This window comes from Microbacterium proteolyticum (assembly GCF_014192415.1).
GTDB lineage: Bacteria > Actinomycetota > Actinomycetes > Actinomycetales > Microbacteriaceae > Microbacterium > Microbacterium proteolyticum.
Map to the genome: position 1 here is coordinate 183,808 of NZ_JACHXY010000003.1, position 22,907 is coordinate 206,714.

A 22,907-nucleotide genomic window follows, 5' to 3' on the forward strand; every position below is an offset into this window, starting at 1 on the left:
GAGCAGCGTCAGGCCGCGAGGGCCAGGTACGGCTCCCACCGCGGGTCGCTCTTGTCGACGCCACGGACGGTCCATGACGAGCCGTGCGGCGGGGCGGGCACGAGCCGCAGCTCCCACCGCATCTCCTGCGGTGTGCGATCGCCCTTGATGTTGTTGCACGCGAGGCAGCACGCCACGAGGTTCTCCCACGTGTCCTTGCCGCCACGCGAGCGCGGCATCACGTGATCGATCGTCGAGGCCGCCTTGCCGCAGTACCCGCAACGGTGCCCATCGCGGCGGAGGACGCCGCGCCTCGTCACCGGCACACGCCGTGCGCCCGGCACGCGCACATAGCGGGTCAGGATGATCACCGCCGGGCGATCGTACGTGCCGGCCGAGGCCCAGACGGGATCCTCCTCGACGCGTTCGACGACGACGGCCTTCTCGTTCATCACCAGCACGAGCGCTCGCTTGAACGACACGACGGCGAGGGGCTCGTAGCCCGCGTTGAGCACCAGTGTGCGCATGTACGTCTCCTCTCGAATGGCCGAGACGGCTTCTCGGATGTTCGACTCGCGACGACGACAGGCGCGGAAGGGCATGAAAAAAGGCGCTGTCAGGCAGACAGCGCCTTCGGACGCGCGGCGAGGCCACGGCATCCGAACTCACGATGCCGAAGAACGAGCAGCCCGAGCGCATCCATGGTGCGGATGCGCGGACTGGCGTTCATCGGCGTTCCCTCCGGTTCTTCCGACGTCGAGGAAAGGCTAACCCACCACGACACGCCCGGGGTCGGGCGGGAGGGGAAACAGAAGACGGCGTGTCGGAGAACGATGGTCTCCGACACGCCGTCTCGCGCAGGGAAAAATCAGCCTGCGTTCTGCTGCAGCCAGGCGTAGGGGTCGACCACCGAGTTGTTGATGTGCACCTCGAAGTGCAGGTGGTTGGCGGTCGAGCTGCCGGTCGAACCGACGAGGCCGATGAGCTGACCGGCGGCGACCGACTGCCCCGCCTGCACCTGACGGCTGCCGTAGGTCATGTGACCGTAGGTGGTGCGCACCTTCTGGCCGTTGATGACGTGCTCGATCTCGATACCGACGCCGTACCCGCCGTAGCTCTCCTGCGAGACGCTCACGACGCCGGCGGCCGCGGCGAAGATCGGCTGCCCACCGGGGGCGAGCAGGTCGACACCCTGGTGGTATCCGGAGTCCCACAGGCCGCGTCCGAGGACGTAGCTGGTGAGCGGCCACCGGACCTCACCCGACCCGGGCGCGGTCATGGACAGGTCGACCGACGAGACGGAGGCGTTCGCGGTGGATGCCGTCAGACGGGCGCGCTCAGCCGCGGCCGCGGCGGCAGCGGCAGCGGCCTCTTCGTCTTTCTTCTTCTTGATCTCGTCCGCGGTCGTGGCGGAGTAGCTGCTGCGGTCGAGAGACTCGGCCGTGGCGTCGGATGCGACGACCAGCGACTGGTTGTCGGCCGCCGACATCTGCTGCAGCGTCATCGTCTCGGCCGCGGGCATGGTGGCCGCGTACGCCGGGATGGCGACCGTGGCGACGAGACCCGCCACCATCGACAGGATGACGGCGCTGCGCAACGGCTTACCGATGCGACGCGTCGATGAGGGGCGGGGAGCGGGGATGGCACGCACGGCCGGTGCGGCCGCGGCGCGGGCGACCGGTACGGCCGCGATGCGAGCGGGACGCTTCGTCGTTCGGGCGACGGCTGCGCGCGTGCTCTTTCGGGTGGGTCCCGTCGAGGGGACCTCGGGTAGGTCCGCAGCGGGATCGTTGTGTTCAGCCAAAGTTCCTCCGGCGCCTCTGCGTCTTCGGGGACGCTGGCTCGTCAGCACTCGATCATTGGGGGCACGATGTGCGGGCTTAGCCCTCTGCAGACGACGAGCCGATGAGGCAAACCGCGAGGGGTCCGACGGCGGGCTTCCAGCCTGTGGACCCTCTGAGGCTACCTGAAGATAACGAACAAGTCACGCTTCGGTCAGGTGGCCCCGGCGAATACCCGGGTGAAATCGCGCCGACGTTCAGTCGCCGGCGACCAGGAAGATGTGCGAAGCCACTTCGACGGGCAGCTCCAGCCCCTCGTCGACGCCCTCCATCTGCAGGAGCACGTAGCCCTCGTTGAAGCGGTAGTCGCCGCGCTTTCCGGGCAGGACGCCGGCGGCCTTCAGCTGCTGCAGCAGTTCGGGGTCGACCTGCGCGGGTTCGGCGAGGCGCCGGATCGTGCCGCTGATGGGGCCACCGGCATCGGTCAGCTTTCGCACGAGACCGACCACGCCGTCGTCGAAGGTGGCGCTGGTGGCGTCGCCGAGCTGGTCGAGACCGGGGATCGGGTTGCCGTACGGGGACTCGGTCGGGTGGCCGAGCAGTTCGACGAGGCGTCGCTCGACCTGCTCGCTCATGACGTGCTCCCACCGGCACGCCTCGTCGTGCACGTAGGCCCAGTCGAGCCCGATGACATCGCTCAGGAGACGTTCGGCGAGGCGGTGCTTCCGCATGACGTCGACGGCCTTCTGGCGTCCGTCGTCGGTGAGCTCCAGTCGGCGGTCCTCGGAGACGACGACGAGACCGTCGCGTTCCATGCGGCCGACGGTCTGCGAGACCGTCGGACCCGAGTGGCCGAGGCGCTCGGAGATGCGCGCGCGCAGCGGCACGATCTTCTCCTCCTCGAGTTCGAGGATCGTGCGCAGGTACATCTCGGTGGTGTCGATCAGGTCGGTCATTCGGGTGTCCTCGATGTCGCGCGGCAAGTCCTCCCAGCCTACCGACCCCCTCCGACATGAGCGCGGGAGGGGCCGGACGGGGACTCTAGAATCGGTCCATGCCGCACGTGGAACTCCCCAGCGAACTCCTGCCCGCCGACGGCCGCTTCGGGTGCGGCCCCTCGAAGGTGCGCGGCGCGCAGCTCGAGGCCCTCGTCACCCGCGGAGCGTCGATCCTCGGCACCTCCCACCGTCAGGCCCCCGTCAAGAACCTCGTCGCCAGCACGCGCGAGCGCCTGTCGCAGCTGTTCCGCCTGCCCGAGGGCTACGAGATCATCCTGGGCAACGGCGGGTCGACCGCTTTCTGGGATGCCGCGGCGTTCGGCCTCATCGACACCCGCAGCCAGAACCTGGTCTTCGGCGAGTTCGGCGGCAAGTTCGCCTCCGCCGCCGCGGCTCCCTGGCTGCAGGCGCCCGACGTGCGAAAGGCCGCACCGGGCACGCGCACCGTGGCCGAGGCCGTCGAGGGCGTCGATGTCTACGCCTGGCCGCACAACGAGACCTCCACCGGCGTGTCCGCTCCGATCCAGCGCGTGCAGGCGGATGCCGGTGCGCTCACCGTCATCGACGCGACCAGCGCCGCGGGCGGCATCGACTTCGACGTGACGCAGGCCGACGTGTACTACTTCGCGCCGCAGAAGAACCTCGGCTCCGACGGTGGACTCTGGTACGCCGCCGTGTCGCCGGCCGCCATCGAGCGCATCGAGCGCATCGCGGCATCCGATCGGTACATCCCCGAGTTCTTGAGCCTGAAGAACGCCCTCGACAACTCCCGCCTCCAGCAGACGCTCAACACCCCCGCGTTGGCGACCCTGCTGCTGCTCGACGAACAGCTCGGCTGGATCCTCGACAACGGCGGTCTGTCGTGGGCCGCCGCCCGCACGGCGGAGTCGTCGTCGGCCTTGTACGAGTGGGCCGATGGGAGCGCCGTGGCGACTCCCTTCGTCGCCGATCCTTCGGACCGCTCCCCCGTGGTCGTCACCATCGACTTCGACGACAGCATCGATGCGGCCGCGATCGCGAAGAGCCTCCGCGCGAACGGCATCGTCGACACCGAGCCCTACCGCAAGCTCGGGCGCAACCAGTTGCGCGTCGCGACGTTCGTCTCGATCGAGCCGGCCGACGTCCGCCGTCTCATCGGTGCGATCGACTACACGATCGAGAACCTGCCCCGCGGCTGACGCCTCACCGAACGACGAAGGCCGTCCCGCATCGTGCGCGGGACGGCCTTCGTCGTTCGTGGTCAGTAGCTGCGGTCGCCCTCGTCGTCGTCCTCGCCGAAGCGGTCGCCCTCGTCGTCGTCCTCGTCCGAGCGGTCGGACTCGTCATCCTCATCGGACTCGTCGGAGCGGTCGGACTCGTCGTCGTCATCCGTCTCGTCGAGGTCGTCGTCCGCCTCGTCGGGGTGGTCGGCGTCGAGTTCGTCGATGTCGACACCGTCGAGATCGCCGGCGTGGAAGCGCGCCTTCGGCTCGTCTTCGTCGTCGTCCGCCTCGTCGTCGGTGTCGTCCTCGTCGTCGTCCAGATCTTCGTCGTCGTCCTCGTCGATCGCCGCCGCGGCCACCTGCGCCGCCTGGTACTCGGCCAGGCGCGTCGCCCAGGGCACCCAGTCGGGCGCGAGGAGGGCTCCGTCACCCGGCAGCAGTTCGACCTCGAGCACCGTGGGATCGGCCCCGTCGACCACGGCGACGCTCACCGTCCAGAACCAGCCCGGGTACCCGGAGAGGCGGGTGTGGAAACGCAGGGACACGGCGCCGTCGTCTTCGGCCGTGTATCCGGCCGCGGGACCGACGGTGTCGGCGGGCGTGATCTCGCGCAGCGCGGCGAGCGCCAGGTCGTGGGCGCCGGTCAGGCGCTCATCGACGGACTGCTCAGGCTTCGAAGTCATCGGCGACCTTGCGCAGCACGGCCGCGATCTTCTGCGCGTGCGGGGCGTTGGGGTAGCGGCCGCGGCGCAGGTCGCCACCGATGCCGTCGAGGAGCTTGACGAGGTCTTCGACGATGATCGCCATGTCGTCGGCGGGCTTGCGGGAGCGCTTGGAGAGGCTCACCGGGGCGTCGAGGACGCGCACGGACAGGGCCTGGGGGCCGCGCTTGCCGTCGGCGACGCCGAACTCCAGTCGCGTCCCGGCCTTGGGCCCGGGGGTTCCGGCGGGCAGAGCCGTGGCGTGCAGGAACACGTCCTGGCCGTCATCGGTGCTGATGAAGCCGAAGCCCTTCTCGTCGTCGTAGAACCTGACCTTGCCGGTGGGCATGGACACCTCGCTGAGTGTGTGCGCGATCGCGCGGCGGAACGTCGGACCCGATCGGATCCCGGTCTTCCAGCCTACGGCACCGCCGCCAGGCAGTAGGCTGAGGCCGATGAGCACCCGCACCTCCGGCGGCAGCACGCCGGGCGACGACGTTCCCGTCCGCCGCATCGACCGCATCCTGGCGTTCATGTCGCTCGGGTTGCTCGTTCTGGCGCTCTTGTGCTTCTTCGCGATCATCATCGGCTCCACCGCCGGCGCCGATCTGGCCTCGGGCGTGTGGCCCGTGGTGAGCCTGCTCGTCCTCATCACGCCCCCCATCGCGTTCGGATGCCTGTTGGCAGTGCTCATCATGAGCTTCGTCCGAAGAGCCCGGGCCAACAAGGCTCGTTGACGTGGCCGAGACCTCCGCTCAACGCGCACTGGCGGTCTCGTTGGGCGCGCGCTCCGACCACGAACTCGCGCACCTGTTCGCCGAGCGGCACGTCTCGCCGTCGGCGACATGGCGCGACATGTTCGACGCGGCCGAGGCGCTGCTCGAGCCTGTTTCGGTCGCCCGCGCACTGCCCGCCCTCACCCGTCGAGAGTCCGACGCCCTGTTCGCCGCGATCGCCGGCACCCCTGCGACGGGCGAGGTGCGCGACGATCTGATCGCCCGCGCCCTGGTCGGAGACGACGGTCGCCCCTTCCCGAGCGTGATCGACGCGGTCCGCGATGCGCTGCCCGAGGGCGTTCCCGCCGCCGTCACCCCGTCGCACACCCCGTCCGCAGCCGAGACCGCCGCGGCATCCGAGGCCGCCTTCACGTATGCCGCATCCGTGGCCGACATTCTTCTGCAGACCCTCGAGGCGCCGCTCGGACGCATCGGGTCGGGCTCCCTCGGCGCGACGGAACGCCGCCGACTCGTCGATGCCGGAGCCGTGTCGACGCCCGCCGATGCCGACCTGCTCGTCGGTCTCGCCGCCGACGTCGGCCTGCTGGGCGCGAACGATCGCGCGTGGCTCGTCTCGTCGGCCGGCCGGGAGTGGCTGCGCCTGCCCACCCTCGAACGCTGGCAGCACACGGCGGTGGCGCTGCGCGACGCCCTCCCCCGCGCGTACCGCTCGGCCGATGGCGGGTGGATCCCCGTCGACGAATGGGCCGGGGCCACCCCGTTCGACCCCGAGGGCGCGGACCGCGCGGCTCTGTGGGCACGTCGCCTGCGACGGTGGGGTCTCGTGGATGCCGCGGGTCGCACCGCCCCGTGGGCGGAACCCCTCGCCCGAGGCGGCGATGTCGACACGTCGGCCCTGCGCGAACTGCTCCCGCCCGAGGTCGATCGCGTGTACCTGCAAAACGACCTCACCGCGATCGCGCCCGGACCCCTCGCCCCGCACCTGGACGTCCGGTTGCGATCGATCGCCGTGCGCGAGTCGCGGGCTCAGGCCTCGAGCTACCGTTTCAGCGCGGCCTCGATCGGCGCGGCGATCACGGCCGGCGAGACGGCCGACTCGCTCCGCGACTTCCTCAGCGGCATCTCGCTGACCGGGCTTCCGCAGCCGCTCGCGTACGTCATCGAGCGCACGTCCGCCGAGCACGGGCGGGTGCGGGTGATGAGCGACCCCGCAACCCATCTGACGCGCGTCGTGACCGATGACGAGACGCTGTTGCGCTCGATGGAGATCGACCAGTCGTTGCGCTCGATCGCGCTTTCGCGCACCGACGACGACGAACTGGTGTCGCACGTGTCGAGCGACGTCGTCTTCTGGGCGCTCACCGACGCGCACTACCCCGCCGTCGCCGTCGACGCCGACGGGCGGCCTCGGGCCCTGGAGCGCGCGAAGCTGGCGCCGGGCACGCGGCCTCCCGCCGAGCCCGCCGACGTCTACACCGACCTGCTGCGACGCCTGCACGAGGGGGTGGGCGACTCGGATGCCGCGTGGCTCGAACGCGAGCTCGACCAGGCCGTCCGCGCCCGTGCCGTCATCGACGTGACCGTGCGCCTCCCCGACGGCTCCGCCCGCGTGTTCCGACTGGAAGCGACGGGGCTGGGCGGCGGGCGACTCCGCGGTCGCGACCGCGGTGCCGACGTGGAACGCACCGTGCCGCTATCGCACATCGACGGCGTCGTCCCCGTCGAGTGACGCCTCGCTTCGGCGTGGTCGGCGCCTGCCGCCGTGACCCCGGTAGAATCGAACGCTATGGCTGACGGTCCCCTCATCGTGCAAAGCGACCGCACCGTCCTCCTCGAGGTCGCACACCCCCAGGCGGAGACGGCGCGGCACGAGCTCGCCATCTTCGCCGAGCTCGAGCGCGCACCCGAGCACATCCACACGTACCGCATCACGCGTCTGGGGCTATGGAACGCCCGCGCGGCAGGTCACGACGCCGACGCGATGCTCGAGACCCTCGACCGGTGGTCGCGCTTCCCCGTGCCGGCCTCGGTCAGCACCGACATCCGTGAGACGGTCAACCGTTACGGACGTCTCGTGATCGAGCGCAACGACGACAAAGAACTCGTCCTGCGCTCCACCGATGCCGCCGTCCTCAGCGAGGTCTCGCGCAACAAGCGCATCGCGCCGCTGCTCATCGGCCACCCCACCCCCGACAGTTTCCTCGTCGACGCGTGGGCTCGCGGGCACATCAAGCAGGAGCTGCTCAAGATCGGCTGGCCGGCCGAAGACCTCGCCGGTTACACCCCCGGCACGCCGCACCCCATCGACCTCGCCGAAGACGGATGGAGCCTGCGGCCCTACCAGCGGCAGGCGGTGGACTCCTTCTCCGAGGGCGGCTCCGGTGTCGTGGTGCTTCCCTGCGGCGCCGGCAAGACCCTCGTGGGCGCGGGTGCGATGGCCGACACCCGCACCACCACGCTCATCCTCGTCACCAACACCGTCAGTGCGCGGCAGTGGCGCGACGAGCTGCTGCGGCGCACCACCCTCACGCCCGAGGAGATCGGCGAGTACTCCGGTCAGGTCAAAGAGATCAAGCCCGTCACCATCGCGACGTACCAGATCCTCACCGCCAAGCGGAAAGGTCAGTACGCCCACCTCGCACTCCTCGACGCCCTCGACTGGGGCCTGGTGCTCTACGACGAGGTGCACCTGCTGCCCGCCCCCGTCTTCAAACTCACCGCTGACCTGCAGGCCCGGCGCCGGCTCGGACTGACCGCGACGCTGGTGCGCGAGGACGGCCGCGAGGGCGACGTCTTCAGCCTCATCGGACCGAAGCGCTTCGACGCTCCGTGGAAGGAGATCGAGGCGCAGGGCTTCATCTCCCCCGCCGCCTGCTACGAGGTGCGCATCGACCTCCCCGCCGGCGAGCGCCTCGAGTACGCGGCCGCCGCCGACGAGGACCGCTACCGTCTCGCCGCCACCGCGCCCGCGAAGATCGACGTCGCGCGTCGCCTGGTCGAACGGCATCCGGGCGAGCGCGTCCTCGTCATCGGGCAGTACCTCGACCAGATCGACGAGCTCGCCGAGGCGCTCGGCGCGCCTCAGATCACCGGGGCGACGCCGATCCCCGAGCGCGAAGAGCTGTTCCAGGGCTTCCGCGACGGCAGCATCCCCCTGCTGGTGGTGTCGAAGGTCGCCAACTTCTCGGTCGACCTGCCGGAGGCCTCCGTCGCCATCCAGGTGTCGGGCTCGTTCGGATCGCGCCAAGAAGAGGCGCAGCGTCTCGGACGACTCCTGCGACCGAAGCAGTCCAGCCACACCGCGAGCTTCTACACGCTCATCGCGCGCGACACGGTCGATCAGGATTTCGCCCAGAACCGCCAACGGTTCCTGGCCGAGCAGGGGTACGCCTACACGATTCTGGATGCCGACGGAATCGACGCCGCGGCGGCCTGATCCATAGCAGGGCGCGCCCATCGGTTCCATATCCAGCGGATTGCTGGGTCGGGTCACGATAATGAGGTCATGACAGCACCTCGCATCCTCGTCGTCGACGACGAACCGAACATCCGCGACCTGCTCATCACGAGCCTGCGCTTCGCCGGGTTCCAGGTGCGTGCCGTCGCCAACGGCGCGCAGACGATCTCGGCCGTGCTCGAGGAGGAACCCGACCTCATCGTGCTCGACGTGATGCTCCCCGACATGAACGGCTTCAGTGTCACCAAGCGTCTTCGCGGCGCCGGTTACACCGCGCCCATCCTGTTCCTGACGGCGAAGGACGAGACCGAAGACAAGATCGAGGGCCTGAACGCCGGGGGCGACGACTACGTCACCAAGCCGTTCAGCCTCGACGAGATCGTCGCCCGCATCCAGGCGATCCTCCGCCGCACCATGCAGGCCGACGAGGAGTCCATCATCCGCACGGGCGAACTCACGATGGATCAAGACACCCACGACGTCAGCGTCGGCGATGTGTCGATCGATCTCAGCCCGACCGAGTTCAAGCTCCTGCGCTATCTCATGCTCAACCCCAACCGCGTGCTGTCGAAGGCGCAGATCCTCGACCACGTCTGGGAGTACGACTTCAACGGAGACGCCGGCATCGTCGAGAGCTACATCTCGTACCTCCGCCGCAAGATCGACCCGCACTCCTCCGAGCCGCTGATCCAGACCAAGCGCGGCTTCGGCTACATGCTGAAGTCGGGCAAGACCGCCTGACGAGAAGGCATCTGCCCTGTCGCATCCTGACGATTCCCTCACGCGCTGGTGGCGCGGCCTGAGCCTTCGCACCAAGGTCACCGGCGTCACCGTCATGCTCCTGGCGATCGGTTTGTTCACGGCCGGCATCGGCACCATGGTGTTCCTGCGGACGACCCTGGTGAACAACCTCGACGAGCAGCTCGCTCAGCAGGCGGCCGGCAACATCGCCGACAGCGTCTTCACGATGACGCCCATCGACGGCCAGGTCGTGTTCTCGCAGATCGAGAACGCGCCGCAGATCGGTTCGATGGTCGTCGTCTACGGCCCCGACGGCGAGCGCAAGGCGTTCTACAACGGCACGGCATCCCAGACTCTTCCCGAGTTGCCGTCGACGTTCACGGTCGAGCAGACGTACAGCCAGATCGATCGGCGCATCGAGCTGCACGAGGGTGATTCCGGTCAGCATTTCCTGGCCCGGGTCGGCGTGCTGCAGGTCAACGGCAGCTCGGGCGTCTACACGCAGATGGTGATCCAGCCGCTCGCGACGACCGATCGCATCGTCGCCGCCTACATCGGCATCTACGCCTTCGTGGCCCTGCTCATCCTCATCGCGACCGCCCTGCTCACCCGATGGCTCGTGACGCTGGCGTTCCGCAACCTCCGCCAGGTCGAGACGACCGCGATGGACATCGCCGCCGGCGACTTCAGCCAGCGCCTCACCGACATCGTCCCCGACACCGAGGTGGGCCGGCTCAAGACGGCCATCAACGCGATGCTCGCGCGCATCGACGGCGCCCTCGGTCAACGGGATGCCACCGTGCGGCAGATGCGCCGGTTCATCGGTGACGCCAGCCACGAACTGCGCACCCCTCTCGTGACCATGCGCGGATACGCCGAGTTGTACCGGATGGGCGCGATCCGCTCGGACGAGGATGTCGCGCAGTCGATGGAGCGCATCGAGAAGGAAGCCATCCGCATGGGTGCGCTCGTCGAGGATCTGCTCGCCCTCGCGCGTCTCGACGAGCGACGCGACGTGACCATCACCCCGCTCGACCTGCGTCCGATCGCCCGCGATGCGGCCCTCGATCTGCGGGTCACCTCGCCCCAGCGAGAGGTGACGGTCGACGACACCACCTCGCGCGACGAGATCGTGCTGCCCACCATCACTCTCGACCCGCTGCTGGATGCCGGCGGGGATCCCTCGACGGCCGCGAGCCGCCGTCGCGCCGCCCCGACTACGTCGGCCATGGCCATCGCGGGGGCGACCCTGTCACGGCTTCGACGCAAGCCCAGGGAGGTCGCCGAGTCGCCGTCCCCGGCTGCTGACGCCGCCCCCGCCGCGGCACCCACACCCCCGACAGGTGTGGTCCGCACGCCCGCGCGGATCGCGCCGATCGTGCTGGGAGATGAGAACAAGGTGCGCCAGGTGGTGGCGAACCTCCTCGGGAACGCCCGCCGGTTCACCGGTGACGACTCTCCGATCGGCCTTCGCGTCGGCGTCGACGTCGAGAGCGACATGGGGTGGATCGAGATCATCGACCACGGCGAGGGCGTTCCGGAGCAGATCCGCGATCAGATTTTCCAGCGCTTCTGGCGCGCCGACACCTCTCGCACCCGCGAGACGGGCGGGTCGGGCCTCGGTCTGTCGATCGTGGCATCCATCGTCGACCTGCTGCACGGAACGGTCGAGGTGGTCGACACGCCGGGAGGTGGTGCGACCTTCCGTGTCTCGCTCCCCCTGGCCGACCGCCGCGATGCCCAGGAGCACGCGCTCATCGAGACGCAGCCCCTCGAGCGTCTCCCCGACGGCTATCGGCCCGAGCCGACCGCCTGACGACGCGGGACCCCGCGCGGGGCGTCGAGAGCGGAGGACATCCGGGCGGAGGAGGATCTTCCGGTGAGGATCCTTCCTCCCGTCCCGGAATCTCCTCCGCCTCGCCTCCAGAGGTGGAGTGTCTGCGACGCGTCACCCGGCGGGGCAGGGCGTGCCGGATGCACACGCGGAACCCTCACGAGAACCCCGCCGCACACGCAGAACGCCCCCTCCCGAAGGAGGGGGCGTTCTGCTGACGTCAGGCGTGGATCAGAAGTCCATGCCACCGGTCGGGTCACCCGCGGGAGCGGGGTTCTTCTCGGGCTTCTCGGCGACGACGACCTCGGTGGTGAGGAAGAGACCGGCGATGGATGCCGCGTTCTGCAGCGCCGAACGCGTCACCTTTGCGGGGTCGATGATGCCCTGTGCGAACAGGTCACCGTACTCGCCGGTCGCGGCGTTGAGGCCGTGGCCCACGGGGAGCTCGGCGACCTTGTTGGCGACGACGCCGGGCTCGAGACCGGCGTTGAGCGCGATCTGCTTGAGCGGGGCCTCGATGGCGACGCGGACGATGTTGGCGCCCGTGGCCTCGTCACCGACGAGGTTCAGGTTGCCGAGGGCGTTCTTGCCGGCCTGGATGAGCGCGACGCCACCACCGGCGACGACACCCTCTTCCACAGCGGCCTTGGCGTTGCGCACAGCGTCTTCGATGCGGTGCTTGCGCTCCTTGAGCTCGACCTCGGTCGCAGCTCCGGCCTTGATGACGGCGACGCCACCAGCGAGCTTCGCAAGGCGCTCCTGGAGCTTCTCGCGGTCGTAGTCGCTGTCGGTGTTCTCGATCTCGCGGCGGATCTGGGTCACGCGACCCTCGATCAGCTCCGACTCACCGGCGCCCTCGACGATCGTGGTCTCGTCCTTGGTGATGATGACCTTGCGGGCACGACCGAGCAGGTCGACGGTCGCGTTCTCGAGCTTGAGGCCCACCTCTTCGGTGATGACCTGGCCGCCGGTGAGGATCGCGATGTCCTGCAGCTGCGCCTTGCGGCGGTCGCCGAAGCCGGGGGCCTTGACGGCGACCGACTTGAAGATGCCGCGGATCTTGTTGAGCACGAGCGTCGCGAGAGCCTCGCCCTCGACGTCCTCGGCGATGATGAGGAGCTCTTTGCCCTCCTGGATCACCTTGTCGACGATGGGCAGAAGGTCCTTGATGTTCGAGATCTTCTGGTTCGCGATCAGGATGTAGGGGTCTTCGAAGACCGCTTCCTGACGCTCGGGGTCGGTGACGAAGTAGGGGTTGATGTACCCCTTGTCGAAACGCATACCCTCGGTGAGCTCGAGCTCGGTGCCGAAGGTGTTCGACTCCTCGACGGTGACGACACCCTCTTTGCCGACCTTGTCGATCGCCTCGGCGATGAGCTCGCCGATGGCGGGGTCAGCGGCCGAGATCGACGCGGTGGCGGCGATCTGCTCCTTGGACTCGACCTCTTTGGCGGAGGCGAGCAGCTCGTCGGTGACGGCCTTAACGGCCTTCTCGATGCCCTTCTTGAGCGAGATGGGGTCGGCGCCGGCGGCGACGTTGCGCAGGCCCTCGCGCACGAGCGCCTGGGCGAGAACGGTGGCGGTGGTAGTGCCGTCACCCGCGACGTCGTCGGTCTTCTTGGCGACCTCCTTGACCAGCTCTGCGCCGATCTTCTCGTACGGGTCGTCGAGCTCGATCTCCTTGGCGATCGAGACACCGTCGTTCGTGATCGTGGGGGCTCCCCACTTCTTCTCGAGCACGACGTTGCGACCGCGGGGGCCCAGGGTCACCTTGACGGCGTCGGCCAGCGTGTTGAGGCCGCGCTCGAGGCCGCGCCGAGCCTCTTCGTCGAAAGCGATGATCTTTGCCATAAGTGTGTCGTCCCTCCCGGACGGATGACTTGCAGATTTTGGCACTCGACGAAAGCGAGTGCTAACTCATTCTGGCACTCGACCCTGGGGAGTGCAAGCCACCGAACGCCCGTGAAACGACGAACGCCGCGGCATCCGGAACTCGGATGCCGCGGCGTTCGATCCAGCACTCAGGCCAGACGCACGGACTCCGCCTGCGGTCCCTTCTGACCGCTGCCGACGGTGAACTCGACGGCCTGACCCTCTTCGAGGACACGGAAGCCCGACATCTCGATGCTCGAGTAGTGGACGAACACGTCCTGCCCGTCAGCGACGGTGATGAAGCCGAAACCCTTCTCGGCGTTGAACCATTTGACAGTGCCCTGCGTCATGCGAATCTCCTGTTGCTGAACGACGAGGTCATCGTAAGCACGGAGAGCGCCCCCGGATCAGGGTTCGAACGCATTGTTGACGCGCGTGCCGTCAAGTTGTTACTCCGCGGAAACACGCGGCCACGCGGGTCAGGATGCGGGTGACTCCGACGCCTGACCGGCAGCGCGATCGAGGCCGATCACGACGATCAGCCGCTTGACCGCACTCTCGTCGTCGGGGGTGCCGGGGTCATCGGTCGGCTGCAGGAAATCGCTCTGCGCCACCTCGGCACCGCCGATCGCCTGGGCCAGCCCCTCGGCGGCCGCCTCGTCGCTCTCGCGGAGGTAGAAGACGGTCGTCTGAGCGAAGTCGGTGGTGTCGGAATCGCCCGTCTCGACGCCGTCCCCCGGCCACCCGGCGGCGATGATCGTGTCGCGCAACGACCCCGCCAACCCCTCGTCGGCGGTGCCGTTGAGCACGACGACCGCATACGACTGGTCGACCACGGCGGGCGTGGTGACCTCGGCTGTGGGCACGGGGGTCGCGGCGTCGTCGGGACCGAGCGAGATGCGCCCCGACACGACGAGGGTGGCGAAGATGCCCGCGATGATCAGGACGAGCGTGGCGATGGCCGCCCACAGGAACACGATCCATCCGCGCAACCGGGGGTTCTCGGCCCGGTGGGCGCCGATTCGGCCGGAGGGATCGGGCAGGTCGTCGAAGCGATCCCGAGGGAAGGTCGATCTGGCCATTGGACGATGCTATCGGTCGGAGCCTGGCCGCTCCGTCAGCGGGACGCCGCCCGACCGAGCCTCGACCGGAGCCGGTCGGCGGCCTCGTCGCGACGGCGCCGGAGGCGGCGCACCAGCATGGGGTCGTGGGCGAGGGCATCGGGGGTGTCGATCAGGCGGCCGAGCACCTGGTAGTACCGGGCGGGCGTCAGGCCGAACTCGGCGCGGATCGCCTCTTCTTTCGCCCCCGCATGGCGCCGCCATTCACCCTCGAAGGCGAGGAAGGCGAGTTCGCGGTCCGACAGAGTCACGTTTCCACGTTAAGGGCGGGCCGCGTCGGATCCGGGATGCCACGCCACCCACGCGCCCAGAGGATCCACCTCCGCGACCACGTCACCGTCGAGCGCCAGCGAGAAGCCTCCCCGCACCGACTCGACGGGCCGCGTCCAGCCGTCATGGAGCCCCGACGCGTCGAGGGTGATCCATCGTCCCGCCGCACGGGCGGCCGCGATCACGGCCGCGCGCCGGATACGGGGAACGTGCGCGAGGACGCCGGGGGTCGTCACGACCAGGGTGGCATCGCGCGGCGCGCGGGCGGCGAGGGCCGGGAGCGCGTCGGCCCCGTCACCGGCGATGAGCAGCGGCGGGTCGGCCGCGGCGATGTCGAGCGCGCCGACGATGCGCTCCCGCCGCCCCTCCTCCCCCGGCCACACCAGACCCGTGAGCCACGCCCGGTCTTCGGCTCGGCGTGCGTCGAGCGGGTTCAGATCGATGCCCGCCCGCCACACCACCTGCGGCATCCGCATCTCCGGCGCACCCTCCAGCACGCTGTCGAGCACGACCGGGCTCGCCCCGTCGGCGGGGTCCAGCGCGAGGATGTCCGCGCCGCGTCGGTAGCGGTACGAGTAACGGTCGGGGTAGAGGCAGAGCCCCGCGCTCGCCCCCACCTCGAGCAGGGCGATGGGCCCCTCGATCAGCGACAGCGCCGGCAGCAGCGCAGCGCAGCGCAGCGGCTCGTTCGTCTGCACGCTCCGACGCCCGCACTCGGCTGCGATCGCATCGGCGTGGGACACGACCCACGACGCCCAGGCGTCGAGGTCGCTCATCGGGGCGCCGAGCACGCGGAGGACGGCGAAGACGAGCGGAGGCTGACGTCGCGTCTCGACGATGCCCGCGAGCGAGGTCGCCACCGCGGGGTCGTCGACCACCCGGCGCGCCCACGCCTCGTACACGGCGGATCGACCGGGCGCCTCCTCGCGGGCGAAGCGCCCGAACCTCTCGACGACGGCGGTCACGGCATCCTGATCCATCCCGCAGATTATGCCGGGCCGACCTGACCGCTCCCGGGCACGACAGAATGGATGCCGGAGAAGGGAAGTTTCCATGACTTACGCCGTCGACAAGTCCGACGACCAGTGGCGCGAAGAGCTGACGCCCGAGCAGTACGCGGTGCTCCGCCAGGCCGGCACCGAGCGCGCCTGGACGGGTGAGCTGCTCGACGAGAGCCGCGCCGGTTTCTACACCTGTGCCGCGTGCGGTGCGGAGCTGTTCCAGAGCGGGACGAAGTTCGACTCGCACTGCGGGTGGCCGAGCTTCTACGAATCGGTGCGCCCCGAGGCCGTCGAGCTGATCGACGACAGCAGCCACGGCATGCAGCGCACCGAGGTGCGCTGCGCCACCTGCGGCTCGCACCTGGGGCACGTGTTCCCCGACGGCTTCGGCACGCCGACCGGCGACCGCTACTGCATGAACTCGCTGTCGCTGAGCTTCACCCCGGAAGACAAGGCGTGAGCGCACTCGAGGCGATGCGCGACCGCCGGTCGTGGTCGAAGGTCACCGACCTCGCCCCCACCGGACCCGAACTCGAGGCGTTCGTGGCCGCGGCCGGACGCGTCGCCGACCACAAGACGCTGCGCCCCTGGCGCATCATCGAGATCCGCGGCAGCGACCGCGACCTGCTGGCTCGTGCGCTGAACAAGGCCGACGGCAAGCGCGGATACTCCTCGAAGCCGCGTCGTGCACCCCTGATCATCGCGCTGGTGGCGGACGTGTCGTCGAAGAAGATCCCCGCGTGGGAGCAGGAGGCGGCGGCATCCGGTGTCGCCCACATGCTCAGCCTCGTGCTCGACGAGGCGGGCTTCGGCGTGTTCTGGCGCACCGACGACAACACCCGCAGCAAGGCGCTCGCGAAAGCGCACGGTCTGCACAAGGGCGAGGTGCTGCTCGGGTGGCTCTACGTCGGCGGCAAGCCGCAGCGCTCGCGCCCGGTGCGCCGCAAGACCGTGGATGCCGCGAAGCACATCTCGCGCATGCCCGGGGGCAAGAAGGGCCGCAAGGTCGACGACGTCTCGCTCTGAGATACACGCGTTCAGCGACGCCGCCCGGGGGTTTCCTCCGGGCGGCGGCGTCGTCCGGGGGCGGCGGGAGGACCCTCAGCCGCGTCGACGCCGCCAGGGCACCGCCGCGACGACGACCCCGGCGATGGCGACCGACGCCGCGAGCACGGCGACCGCCGTGGCGGGCGCCGCCGGAGCGGGCCACGCCGCGTCGAGCAGCACCGAGGTGGTGAGGAGCCCGACGACCGACCCGAGGCCCAGCAGCAGCACTCCCGTGCGACGCACGACCACCGACGACAAGAAGATGTAGATCACGCCCACGGCACCGCCGCTGTACAGCCATGGTTCCGTCGGCACCGCGCGGGGGGCTCCGACGACGGCGACGTGCACGGCCGCCGCGACGAGCAGCACCGCGGTGCCGCCGACGAAGTTCACCAGCGTCGCTGTCAGGGGGCTCTCCACCCGTATGCGCAGGCGCCCGTTCGTACCCTGCTGCCAGGCCACTCCCGCCCCCGCGAGGGCGGGGACGACGAGCATCCACAGGGGTACGCCTCCGAGGGCGTCCCCCGACAAGCACACGACCACCCCGGCGATGGCCAGCGCCGCACCGACGAGTCGGCGCACGGTGACGGGCACGATACCCGCCGGGCCGTACCCCACTCGGTCGAGGATGAGCCCGCCGGTGGTCTGTCCCGCGACGAAGCCGACCGTGAACAGCGCGACGCCGATGGTTGCGACCGTCAGCCCCTGACTCGCGACCGTGAAGGCCCCCGCCAGACCGCCCAGCAGCATCCACGGTGGAATCGAGCGAGACCGGATGCCGGTGACCAGGCGGCGCAGACCGCCCCGGCCCTCAGGCAGCGCGGCCGACAGGACGAGCAGAATGACGAGCCCCGAACTGAACGAGACGGCGGCGGCCACGATGCCGTCGCCGAGCTCGGCGCCCAGGGTGCCGTTGATGCGCGCCTGCACGGCGGTGAGGGCGCCGATGAGCACCGCTCCCCCGACGGCCACGCCGACCGCACCCCGTTCCGACACCGCGTCCCCCTCGTACCCGCGACTCGGGCCGTCGTCGATCGTACGACGCAGGGGGAAGATCGCCCCGCCGCGATCAGCGCGACCCGGCATCGTCCGCTATCAGGCGCAGCACGTCGGCGAGCGTCTCCGCAGCCACTCCCTCGGCGACGGCGGCGTCGACGAGTTCGCGTATGCGCCGGGTCAGGTCGGCGGACAGCGCGGAAACGCCCGCTGCCACTCGCGTCCCCGATCCCACCCGGCTGACGATGAGACCCTCGCTCTCCAGTGCACGGTATGCCTTCTGCACCGTGCCGGGCGCCACCCCGAAATCTGCAGCCGCCTGTCGAACGGTGGGCAGCTTCTCACCTGTTCCGAGCCGGCCTGACACGATGAGACCGCGGAACAGACGGTGCACGTCGGCGGGAGCGGCCACCTGGTGGGAAACCGCGGACACGGCATCCTTCATACCCTGACCTCCGCCGGCGGGGCAGGTTGCCGACGTCGGGCATGAACGGCCGCGGCGGCGCGGACCACGAGCAGGGTCAGCAGCGAGCTCCCTGCGATCTCGAGCATCGGGGCCGCGATCCCGCCCACCATGATCAGGTCGGCGTGCGGGAGTGCGAGCTGGACGCTCGTGAGGTGGCCCGATGGCATCTGGACGGTCATGGTGTCCGCGGCAGCCGAGCGCGCGAGACGCAAGACCCCACCGAGCATGAGGAGCATCGTGGCGACGGCGAGCGCGACGATGTCACGCGCCGCGTCGGCGCGACCCCGACGCTCGAGGTCGAGCCTCACCCCGTCCGGAAACGGCCGCGCAGCGTTGCGATGCAAGGCGAGCACCACGGCCGCCGCAAGGGCGACCGCCCCCGCGAGGAGGGGGATGCCGTAAGCCCAGCCGGGAAAGACCGTCACGACAGGCGGCGCCTCGACGTTCGGTGCTTCCATAGCCACGTGAGCGGCCAGGCCGGGCTCGAAGGCCGTCGACATCCGCCCGAAGACGACCATGACGCCGACGGCGACGACCATTGCGACGAGAAGGGCAACGAGGCCACGGCGCGGCCCGAACGTTACCCACGTGCGCCGAGTCACCGACCCCGCGTCCGCGGCTCGACGGGGTTGCGTCGCCCGCCGCGTCACGGCCCACGCGGCCACCCCCGCGGCAGCGACGACCGGGGCGAGGGCAAACCGCCACCGCGAGACGGCGGCGGACATATCGATGACGTAACCGCGCAACGCGATATCGCCGATCCACACCAGCCCGACCGCGAGCGCAATCACGCCGATCGCAGCATGCCCGACACGGGCGACGGCGGCCCCGCTCGGCCCGCCGTGCCGTACTCGCGCCGCGACGAAGGCGATCGCGATGCCGAGCACAGCGCATACGACACTCGACGACAGCAGTCCCCACACGAGCTCCGGCAGGGGTGCCTGCAACATTCGGTTGCCCACGTTCCAGAAGTGTTCGGGGTTCATGGAAACCACCTTTCGTATCACTTTTCTAGCACATTTTGTGCTTTATATATGACACAAAAATAGTTTCATGCCGCGCGAGGCGCGCCGTCTTTGCGGCGGCTGCGGATCGCGCCGCCCACGAAGATCGAAACGAGTCCGAGCATCGCGAGCAGGCTCACCACCCCCAGGGCGGCACCGCCGAACGCGGAGTCGCCACCGGTGATGCCGTACGTGTCGGCGAGTCCCATGCCCGGACCGAACGAGGCGATGAAGTAGCCCGTGACCCCCGCAACGAGCAGACCCAGGTAGCAGGAGACGAGGGCCCAGACACCGACGTCCGTCAGCGCCAAGACCCCGCCGAAAACGAGCGCGAGCAGGGGACCGCGGCGATGACTGCGACGACGGAAACGTTGGGCGGACCCTGGCTCGCCGTCCCCACCTCGCGCCACACCTCTGCCGCAGTCAGGCCCGGCACCGCTGCCTCCGGGTTCCACACGAGGATCTGCAGTAGCGCGACGACCGCGTACAGCGTGACGACGACGACGCCCACGAGGGCGGCGAGCACACGGGTGCGGCGGTGCGCGGAGCGAGGCTTCACCTCCCCATGATCGTCCACCGACCGCCGTCTGCCCCGGATCGCGGGCACGTCGCTGCCGACCGGGACCGATTCCATACGTCAGGCTGTCACCCGTGACACAGCTCAACCCCGGCCCCCGCGATGTCTCGCACCTCCTCGGCGACCTGAACAGCTCCGGCGCCGACCGCGAGTTCCTCGCCCACGCCGAACTGCACCTGCCCCGCCTGCACGAGTTGTTCGTCCGCCTCTACGGCGAGCGCACCGACGGCCTCGAACGGCTGGCATCCGTCGTCGACCTCGCCCGCCGCTCCTGGACCGAGCGTCCACGGGCGCTCAAGGCCCTCGACCGCGAACGCGACAGCACCCCCGACTGGTTCGAGAGCGAGCGCATGCTCGGCGGTGTCTGCTACGTCGACCGCTATGCGGGCGGACTCAGCGGCATCCGGGATCGAATCCCCTACTTCCGCGAACTGGGGCTGACCTACCTGCACCTCATGCCGCTGTTCGAGAGCCCCGAGGGCAACAGCGACGGCGGCTACGCCGTGTCGAGCTATCGCCGCGTGAACCCGGCACTGGGGACGATGGAGGAGCTCGCGTCGCTCGCCGCCGACCTCCGGCGCGCGGGCATCTCGCTCGTGGTCGACTTCATCTTCAACCACACCAGCAACGAGCACGAGTGGGCGAAGAAGGCCGTCGCCGGTGAGCCGGGGTTCGAGGACTTCTACCTCATCTACCCCGACCGCGAGATGCCCGACGCGTTCGAGCAGACGACGCGGGAGATCTTCCCCGACGACCACCCGGGCTCGTTCGTGCAGCTCGACGACGGGCGCTGGGTGTGGGCGACCTTCTACCACTTCCAATGGGACCTCAACTACGCCAACCCCGCCGTCTTCGAGGCGATGGCCGGCGAGATGCTGTTCCTGGCGAACCAGGGCGTCGAGATCCTGCGGATGGATGCCGTGGCCTTCATCTGGAAGCGACTCGGCACGACCTGCGAGTCGCTGCCCGAGGCGCACCTGCTGCTGCAGGCGTTCAACGCCGTGCTGCGGATGGCGGCGCCGGGGCTGCTGTTCAAGTCGGAGGCCATCGTGCACCCCGACGAGGTCGTCTCCTACGTCTCCCCCGACGAGTGCCAGATCTCGTACAACCCGCTGCAGATGGCCCTCACCTGGGAGGCGCTGGCGACGCGCGACGGCCGCCTGCTGCAGCAGGCGCTCGAGCGCCGCCACGCCCTCCCCGACGGTACGGCCTGGGTGAACTACGTGCGCAGCCACGACGACATCGGCTGGACCTTCGCCGACGAGGATGCTGCCGAGCTCGGCATCGACGGCTACCCGCACCGCCGGTTCCTCAACGACTTCTACGTCGGCAGATCCGACGGCACCTTCGCCCGCGGTGTGCCGTTCCAGGAGAACCCCCGCACCGGCGACGCCCGGGTCACCGGCACCACCGCATCCCTCGCCGGCATCGAGGCGGGTGACGCCGGCGGCGAGGACCGCGTCGTCCTCGCGCACGCCCTGGCGCTGTCGACCGGCGGGATCCCGCTGCTCTACCTCGGCGACGAGGTCGCCCAGCTCAACGACTACGGCTACGCCGACCGGGCTGCGGAGGCGGGCGACAGTCGGTGGGTGCACCGCCCGTTCCGCCCCGAGCAGAACTACGCCGACCGCACGGATGCGGCGACCCCGGCGGGGCGCGTCTTCTCGCGGTTGTCGCGCCTGCTCGCCGTCCGCCGCTCGACGCCCGAGTTCGCTGGCAACGAGCTGGTCGCCTTCGATGCCCGTGCGGGGTCGGTGGTGGCGTTCCTTCGCCCCGGCGACGGCGGGTTCGCGGTGCTGGTCGCAGCCAACGTCGCCGACTCCACGGTCGGAGTCGATGCGTTGACCCTGTCGGGACTCGCCCCGGAGGCCCTCGACCTCGTCACCGGCGCTCCGGTGTGGCTCGGTGCGGGTCTCACGCTCGGTGCGCACGACGTGCGCTGGCTCCGCGTGCGCCCGCGCTGACCAGTCGTCCCGGCGCGGTAGTTCCCGCGCCGGGGACGACGTCAGCGGCGTTCCGGCGCCGGCTGCCCGTCGGTGGTCGCGATGCGGCGCGCCGCCGCCTCGAGCAACACCTGCGCCGTCACGTCCTCGATCTCGACGGCGGTTCCGATCCGGGTGTCGTTCATCAGGCCGGCGATCTGCGCCTGGTGGTCGTCGACGTGCTCGTTGCGGCCGGCCCGGCGGACGACGGCGACGGGGTACACGCCGGCCTCGAGCAGACCGAGGATGGTGCCGACTCCGGCGTGGGTGACCACCACGTCCGCCTCGTGGAGGGCGCGGTCGAAGGACGCGGCATCCATGTCCTGCACGACGCGACCGGGCAGATCGTCACGGGTGGTGTAACCGAGCTGCCAGGTGGTGTCTTCGCCCATGAGACCCGTCGCCAGCAGGGCGTCCACGAGAGTGTCGAAGCGATAGCCCTGGATGGTGCCGAGCGTGACGAAGATCTTCAGCGGCCGTCCCTCGGGAGGCACACGATCCTCGATGGAGAACGTCTCCAGCACGCTCGGGTGCAGGCCCCAACGACCGCCGGCCCACGAGCGGTGCTGCGTGCGCATCTCGGCGAGACGGCTGTGGTACAGCATGCGACCCGCCAGCGAAGGCCCGAGCACGCGCGAGACGCTCTCGATGTACAGCGCCGGGATGCCGCGTCGACGCGCTGCCGGCAGAGCGGCCGTGGCGAGCGCGGCCCCGGTGCTGACGGCGGCGTCGAAATTCTCGACCGCGAGGGCCTTGTCGATCTGCCCGACGGCTTTGAGCGTCCCGCGCCAGTCGCGCGGCTTGATGTAGGGCACGAGCAGGGTGCGCTTGTCACGCAGGAGCGACCGGGTCTGAGGAGAGTCGAAGCTGACCCACAGCGAGTCGTCGGTCGCCCCGAGCCCGGGTGCCAGGCGCACGAGCTGGGCGATGTGCCCACCGGTCGATGCCGCAAGCAGCATCTTGCGGGGGTTGTCGGGGGTCAGGTCCAGACGGGCGGAGGTGTCACGCGCCGCGATCATCGGGCCTCACCCGTTTCGAGACGAATTGCGGAGGGGTCCGCCGTGGTCCGCCGGTGCCCTCTCGTCGCCGCCCTCCCGGACGACGCATTGTCAGACGCACGAGTAAGAATCACTGATCTCCC

General features: G+C 69.8%; 25 protein-coding genes. 9 read left to right on the plus strand and 16 right to left on the minus strand.

Going from position 1 to position 22,907, the window contains the following annotated elements:
- Positions 1-8: 8 nt before the first annotated feature.
- The 3 genes from FHS07_RS12995 to FHS07_RS13005 form a co-directional block, all read right to left on the minus strand.
- Entirely contained in the window at positions 9-506 is a 498-nt protein-coding gene (locus FHS07_RS12995; RefSeq protein WP_055956669.1) for an HNH endonuclease, read from the minus strand.
- A 341-nt stretch (positions 507-847) separates the two neighbouring features.
- Positions 848-1,783, minus strand: a complete 936-nt coding sequence (locus FHS07_RS13000; RefSeq protein WP_246383584.1) for a M23 family metallopeptidase — start codon at positions 1,781-1,783, stop codon at positions 848-850.
- A 234-nt stretch (positions 1,784-2,017) separates the two neighbouring features.
- The gene (locus FHS07_RS13005; protein ID WP_183420344.1) at positions 2,018-2,716 is read right to left on the minus strand and encodes an iron-dependent transcriptional repressor DtxR; all 699 of its coding nucleotides are present in this window, start codon (positions 2,714-2,716) and stop codon (positions 2,018-2,020) included.
- A gap of 98 nt (positions 2,717-2,814) precedes the next feature.
- On the opposite strand from FHS07_RS13005, the gene serC reads away from it, so the two are divergent.
- Complete coding sequence (gene serC / locus FHS07_RS13010) at positions 2,815-3,936, plus strand: phosphoserine transaminase (protein WP_183420345.1); 1,122 nt, start codon at positions 2,815-2,817, stop codon at positions 3,934-3,936.
- A gap of 62 nt (positions 3,937-3,998) precedes the next feature.
- Here the strand turns inward: serC and FHS07_RS13015 are convergent, their stop codons facing one another.
- Positions 3,999-4,643, minus strand: coding sequence for a DUF3027 domain-containing protein (locus FHS07_RS13015; RefSeq protein WP_183420346.1), 645 nt, complete (start codon positions 4,641-4,643; stop codon positions 3,999-4,001).
- Positions 4,627-5,010, minus strand: coding sequence for a cold-shock protein (locus FHS07_RS13020; RefSeq protein ID WP_183420784.1), 384 nt, complete (start codon positions 5,008-5,010; stop codon positions 4,627-4,629). The genes FHS07_RS13015 and FHS07_RS13020 overlap by 17 nt, the downstream gene beginning before the upstream one ends.
- Before the next feature lie 106 nt (positions 5,011-5,116).
- On the opposite strand from FHS07_RS13020, the gene FHS07_RS13025 reads away from it, so the two are divergent.
- The 5 genes from FHS07_RS13025 to FHS07_RS13045 all read left to right on the plus strand — a co-directional run bounded on the left by FHS07_RS13025 (position 5,117) and on the right by FHS07_RS13045 (position 11,412).
- Positions 5,117-5,398 (plus strand): multidrug ABC transporter ATPase, encoded by a 282-nt coding sequence (locus FHS07_RS13025; protein ID WP_183420347.1) that lies wholly within the window; start codon positions 5,117-5,119, stop codon positions 5,396-5,398.
- 1 nt (position 5,399) lies between these two features.
- Positions 5,400-7,127, plus strand: a complete 1,728-nt coding sequence (locus FHS07_RS13030; protein WP_183420348.1) for a helicase-associated domain-containing protein — start codon at positions 5,400-5,402, stop codon at positions 7,125-7,127.
- A 57-nt stretch (positions 7,128-7,184) separates the two neighbouring features.
- Complete coding sequence (locus tag FHS07_RS13035) at positions 7,185-8,834, plus strand: DNA repair helicase XPB (RefSeq protein WP_183420349.1); 1,650 nt, start codon at positions 7,185-7,187, stop codon at positions 8,832-8,834.
- Positions 8,835-8,903: 69 nt separating this feature from the next.
- Positions 8,904-9,596: a response regulator transcription factor gene (locus tag FHS07_RS13040; RefSeq protein WP_055956651.1), complete on the plus strand. Its 693-nt coding sequence runs from the start codon at positions 8,904-8,906 to the stop codon at positions 9,594-9,596.
- Between the two features lie 94 nt (positions 9,597-9,690).
- On the plus strand, positions 9,691-11,412 hold the full coding sequence (locus FHS07_RS13045) for a sensor histidine kinase (RefSeq protein WP_246383585.1): 1,722 nt from the start codon (positions 9,691-9,693) through the stop codon (positions 11,410-11,412).
- Between the two features lie 249 nt (positions 11,413-11,661).
- Here the strand turns inward: FHS07_RS13045 and groL are convergent, their stop codons facing one another.
- From groL to FHS07_RS13070, 5 genes are all read right to left on the minus strand, one after another.
- Positions 11,662-13,281: a chaperonin GroEL gene (gene groL / locus FHS07_RS13050; RefSeq protein ID WP_183420350.1), complete on the minus strand. Its 1,620-nt coding sequence runs from the start codon at positions 13,279-13,281 to the stop codon at positions 11,662-11,664.
- 170 nt (positions 13,282-13,451) lie between these two features.
- Positions 13,452-13,652: a cold-shock protein gene (locus tag FHS07_RS13055; RefSeq protein ID WP_055956643.1), complete on the minus strand. Its 201-nt coding sequence runs from the start codon at positions 13,650-13,652 to the stop codon at positions 13,452-13,454.
- Positions 13,653-13,781: 129 nt separating this feature from the next.
- Positions 13,782-14,384 carry a LytR C-terminal domain-containing protein gene (locus FHS07_RS13060; protein ID WP_183420351.1) on the minus strand — a complete coding sequence of 201 codons (603 nt, stop codon included), beginning with the start codon at positions 14,382-14,384 and terminating at the stop codon, positions 13,782-13,784.
- Positions 14,385-14,419: 35 nt separating this feature from the next.
- On the minus strand, positions 14,420-14,674 hold the full coding sequence (locus tag FHS07_RS13065) for a DUF3263 domain-containing protein (RefSeq protein ID WP_183420352.1): 255 nt from the start codon (positions 14,672-14,674) through the stop codon (positions 14,420-14,422).
- Positions 14,675-14,683: 9 nt separating this feature from the next.
- Positions 14,684-15,673 (minus strand): DUF2332 domain-containing protein, encoded by a 990-nt coding sequence (locus FHS07_RS13070; protein WP_183420353.1) that lies wholly within the window; start codon positions 15,671-15,673, stop codon positions 14,684-14,686.
- 73 nt (positions 15,674-15,746) lie between these two features.
- Between FHS07_RS13070 and msrB the strand changes: the two genes are divergently transcribed.
- Together msrB and FHS07_RS13080 are read left to right on the plus strand one after the other, a co-directional pair.
- Complete coding sequence (gene msrB, locus FHS07_RS13075; RefSeq protein ID WP_183420354.1) at positions 15,747-16,154, plus strand: peptide-methionine (R)-S-oxide reductase MsrB; 408 nt, start codon at positions 15,747-15,749, stop codon at positions 16,152-16,154.
- A gap of 14 nt (positions 16,155-16,168) precedes the next feature.
- Positions 16,169-16,720: a nitroreductase family protein gene (locus tag FHS07_RS13080; RefSeq protein WP_183420786.1), complete on the plus strand. Its 552-nt coding sequence runs from the start codon at positions 16,169-16,171 to the stop codon at positions 16,718-16,720.
- 75 nt (positions 16,721-16,795) lie between these two features.
- Here the strand turns inward: FHS07_RS13080 and FHS07_RS13085 are convergent, their stop codons facing one another.
- The 5 genes from FHS07_RS13085 to FHS07_RS13105 form a co-directional block, all read right to left on the minus strand.
- Positions 16,796-17,737, minus strand: a complete 942-nt coding sequence (locus FHS07_RS13085; RefSeq protein WP_343054718.1) for a DMT family transporter — start codon at positions 17,735-17,737, stop codon at positions 16,796-16,798.
- 73 nt (positions 17,738-17,810) lie between these two features.
- Complete coding sequence (locus FHS07_RS13090; RefSeq protein WP_343054719.1) at positions 17,811-18,170, minus strand: GntR family transcriptional regulator; 360 nt, start codon at positions 18,168-18,170, stop codon at positions 17,811-17,813.
- Positions 18,171-18,178: 8 nt separating this feature from the next.
- Complete coding sequence (locus tag FHS07_RS13095) at positions 18,179-19,189, minus strand: hypothetical protein (RefSeq protein ID WP_183420357.1); 1,011 nt, start codon at positions 19,187-19,189, stop codon at positions 18,179-18,181.
- Between the two features lie 65 nt (positions 19,190-19,254).
- The gene (locus tag FHS07_RS13100; protein WP_183420358.1) at positions 19,255-19,518 is read right to left on the minus strand and encodes a hypothetical protein; all 264 of its coding nucleotides are present in this window, start codon (positions 19,516-19,518) and stop codon (positions 19,255-19,257) included.
- Entirely contained in the window at positions 19,509-19,766 is a 258-nt protein-coding gene (locus FHS07_RS13105; RefSeq protein WP_183420359.1) for a hypothetical protein, read from the minus strand. The genes FHS07_RS13100 and FHS07_RS13105 overlap by 10 nt, the downstream gene beginning before the upstream one ends.
- Positions 19,767-19,858: 92 nt before the next feature.
- Here FHS07_RS13105 and FHS07_RS13110 point away from each other — a divergent pair, with 92 nt between their 5' ends.
- On the plus strand, positions 19,859-21,748 hold the full coding sequence (locus FHS07_RS13110) for an alpha-amylase family protein (RefSeq protein ID WP_183420360.1): 1,890 nt from the start codon (positions 19,859-19,861) through the stop codon (positions 21,746-21,748).
- Positions 21,749-21,789: 41 nt separating this feature from the next.
- Here the strand turns inward: FHS07_RS13110 and FHS07_RS13115 are convergent, their stop codons facing one another.
- Positions 21,790-22,785, minus strand: a complete 996-nt coding sequence (locus FHS07_RS13115; RefSeq protein WP_221189495.1) for a glycosyltransferase — start codon at positions 22,783-22,785, stop codon at positions 21,790-21,792.
- Between the last annotated feature and the right edge of the window lie 122 nt (positions 22,786-22,907).

Bases quoted from the DNA above. Each gene is read 5' to 3' on its own strand.
- FHS07_RS12995 (WP_055956669.1), bottom strand. From the start codon at position 506: ATGCGCACACTGGTGCTCAACGCGGGCTACGAGCCCCTCGCCGTCGTG.
- FHS07_RS13005 (WP_183420344.1), bottom strand. From the start codon at position 2,716: ATGACCGACCTGATCGACACCACCGAGATGTACCTGCGCACGATCCTC.
- serC (WP_183420345.1), top strand. From the start codon at position 2,815: ATGCCGCACGTGGAACTCCCCAGCGAACTCCTGCCCGCCGACGGCCGC.
- FHS07_RS13015 (WP_183420346.1), bottom strand. From the start codon at position 4,643: ATGACTTCGAAGCCTGAGCAGTCCGTCGATGAGCGCCTGACCGGCGCC.
- FHS07_RS13020 (WP_183420784.1), bottom strand. From the start codon at position 5,010: ATGCCCACCGGCAAGGTCAGGTTCTACGACGACGAGAAGGGCTTCGGC.
- FHS07_RS13025 (WP_183420347.1), top strand. From the start codon at position 5,117: ATGAGCACCCGCACCTCCGGCGGCAGCACGCCGGGCGACGACGTTCCC.
- FHS07_RS13035 (WP_183420349.1), top strand. From the start codon at position 7,185: ATGGCTGACGGTCCCCTCATCGTGCAAAGCGACCGCACCGTCCTCCTC.
- FHS07_RS13040 (WP_055956651.1), top strand. From the start codon at position 8,904: ATGACAGCACCTCGCATCCTCGTCGTCGACGACGAACCGAACATCCGC.
- FHS07_RS13045 (WP_246383585.1), top strand. From the start codon at position 9,691: ATGCTCCTGGCGATCGGTTTGTTCACGGCCGGCATCGGCACCATGGTG.
- groL (WP_183420350.1), bottom strand. From the start codon at position 13,281: ATGGCAAAGATCATCGCTTTCGACGAAGAGGCTCGGCGCGGCCTCGAG.
- FHS07_RS13055 (WP_055956643.1), bottom strand. From the start codon at position 13,652: ATGACGCAGGGCACTGTCAAATGGTTCAACGCCGAGAAGGGTTTCGGC.
- FHS07_RS13060 (WP_183420351.1), bottom strand. From the start codon at position 14,384: ATGGCCAGATCGACCTTCCCTCGGGATCGCTTCGACGACCTGCCCGAT.
- FHS07_RS13070 (WP_183420353.1), bottom strand. From the start codon at position 15,673: ATGGATCAGGATGCCGTGACCGCCGTCGTCGAGAGGTTCGGGCGCTTC.
- msrB (WP_183420354.1), top strand. From the start codon at position 15,747: ATGACTTACGCCGTCGACAAGTCCGACGACCAGTGGCGCGAAGAGCTG.
- FHS07_RS13080 (WP_183420786.1), top strand. From the start codon at position 16,169: ATGCGCGACCGCCGGTCGTGGTCGAAGGTCACCGACCTCGCCCCCACC.
- FHS07_RS13095 (WP_183420357.1), bottom strand. From the start codon at position 19,189: ATGAACCCCGAACACTTCTGGAACGTGGGCAACCGAATGTTGCAGGCA.
- FHS07_RS13115 (WP_221189495.1), bottom strand. From the start codon at position 22,785: ATGATCGCGGCGCGTGACACCTCCGCCCGTCTGGACCTGACCCCCGAC.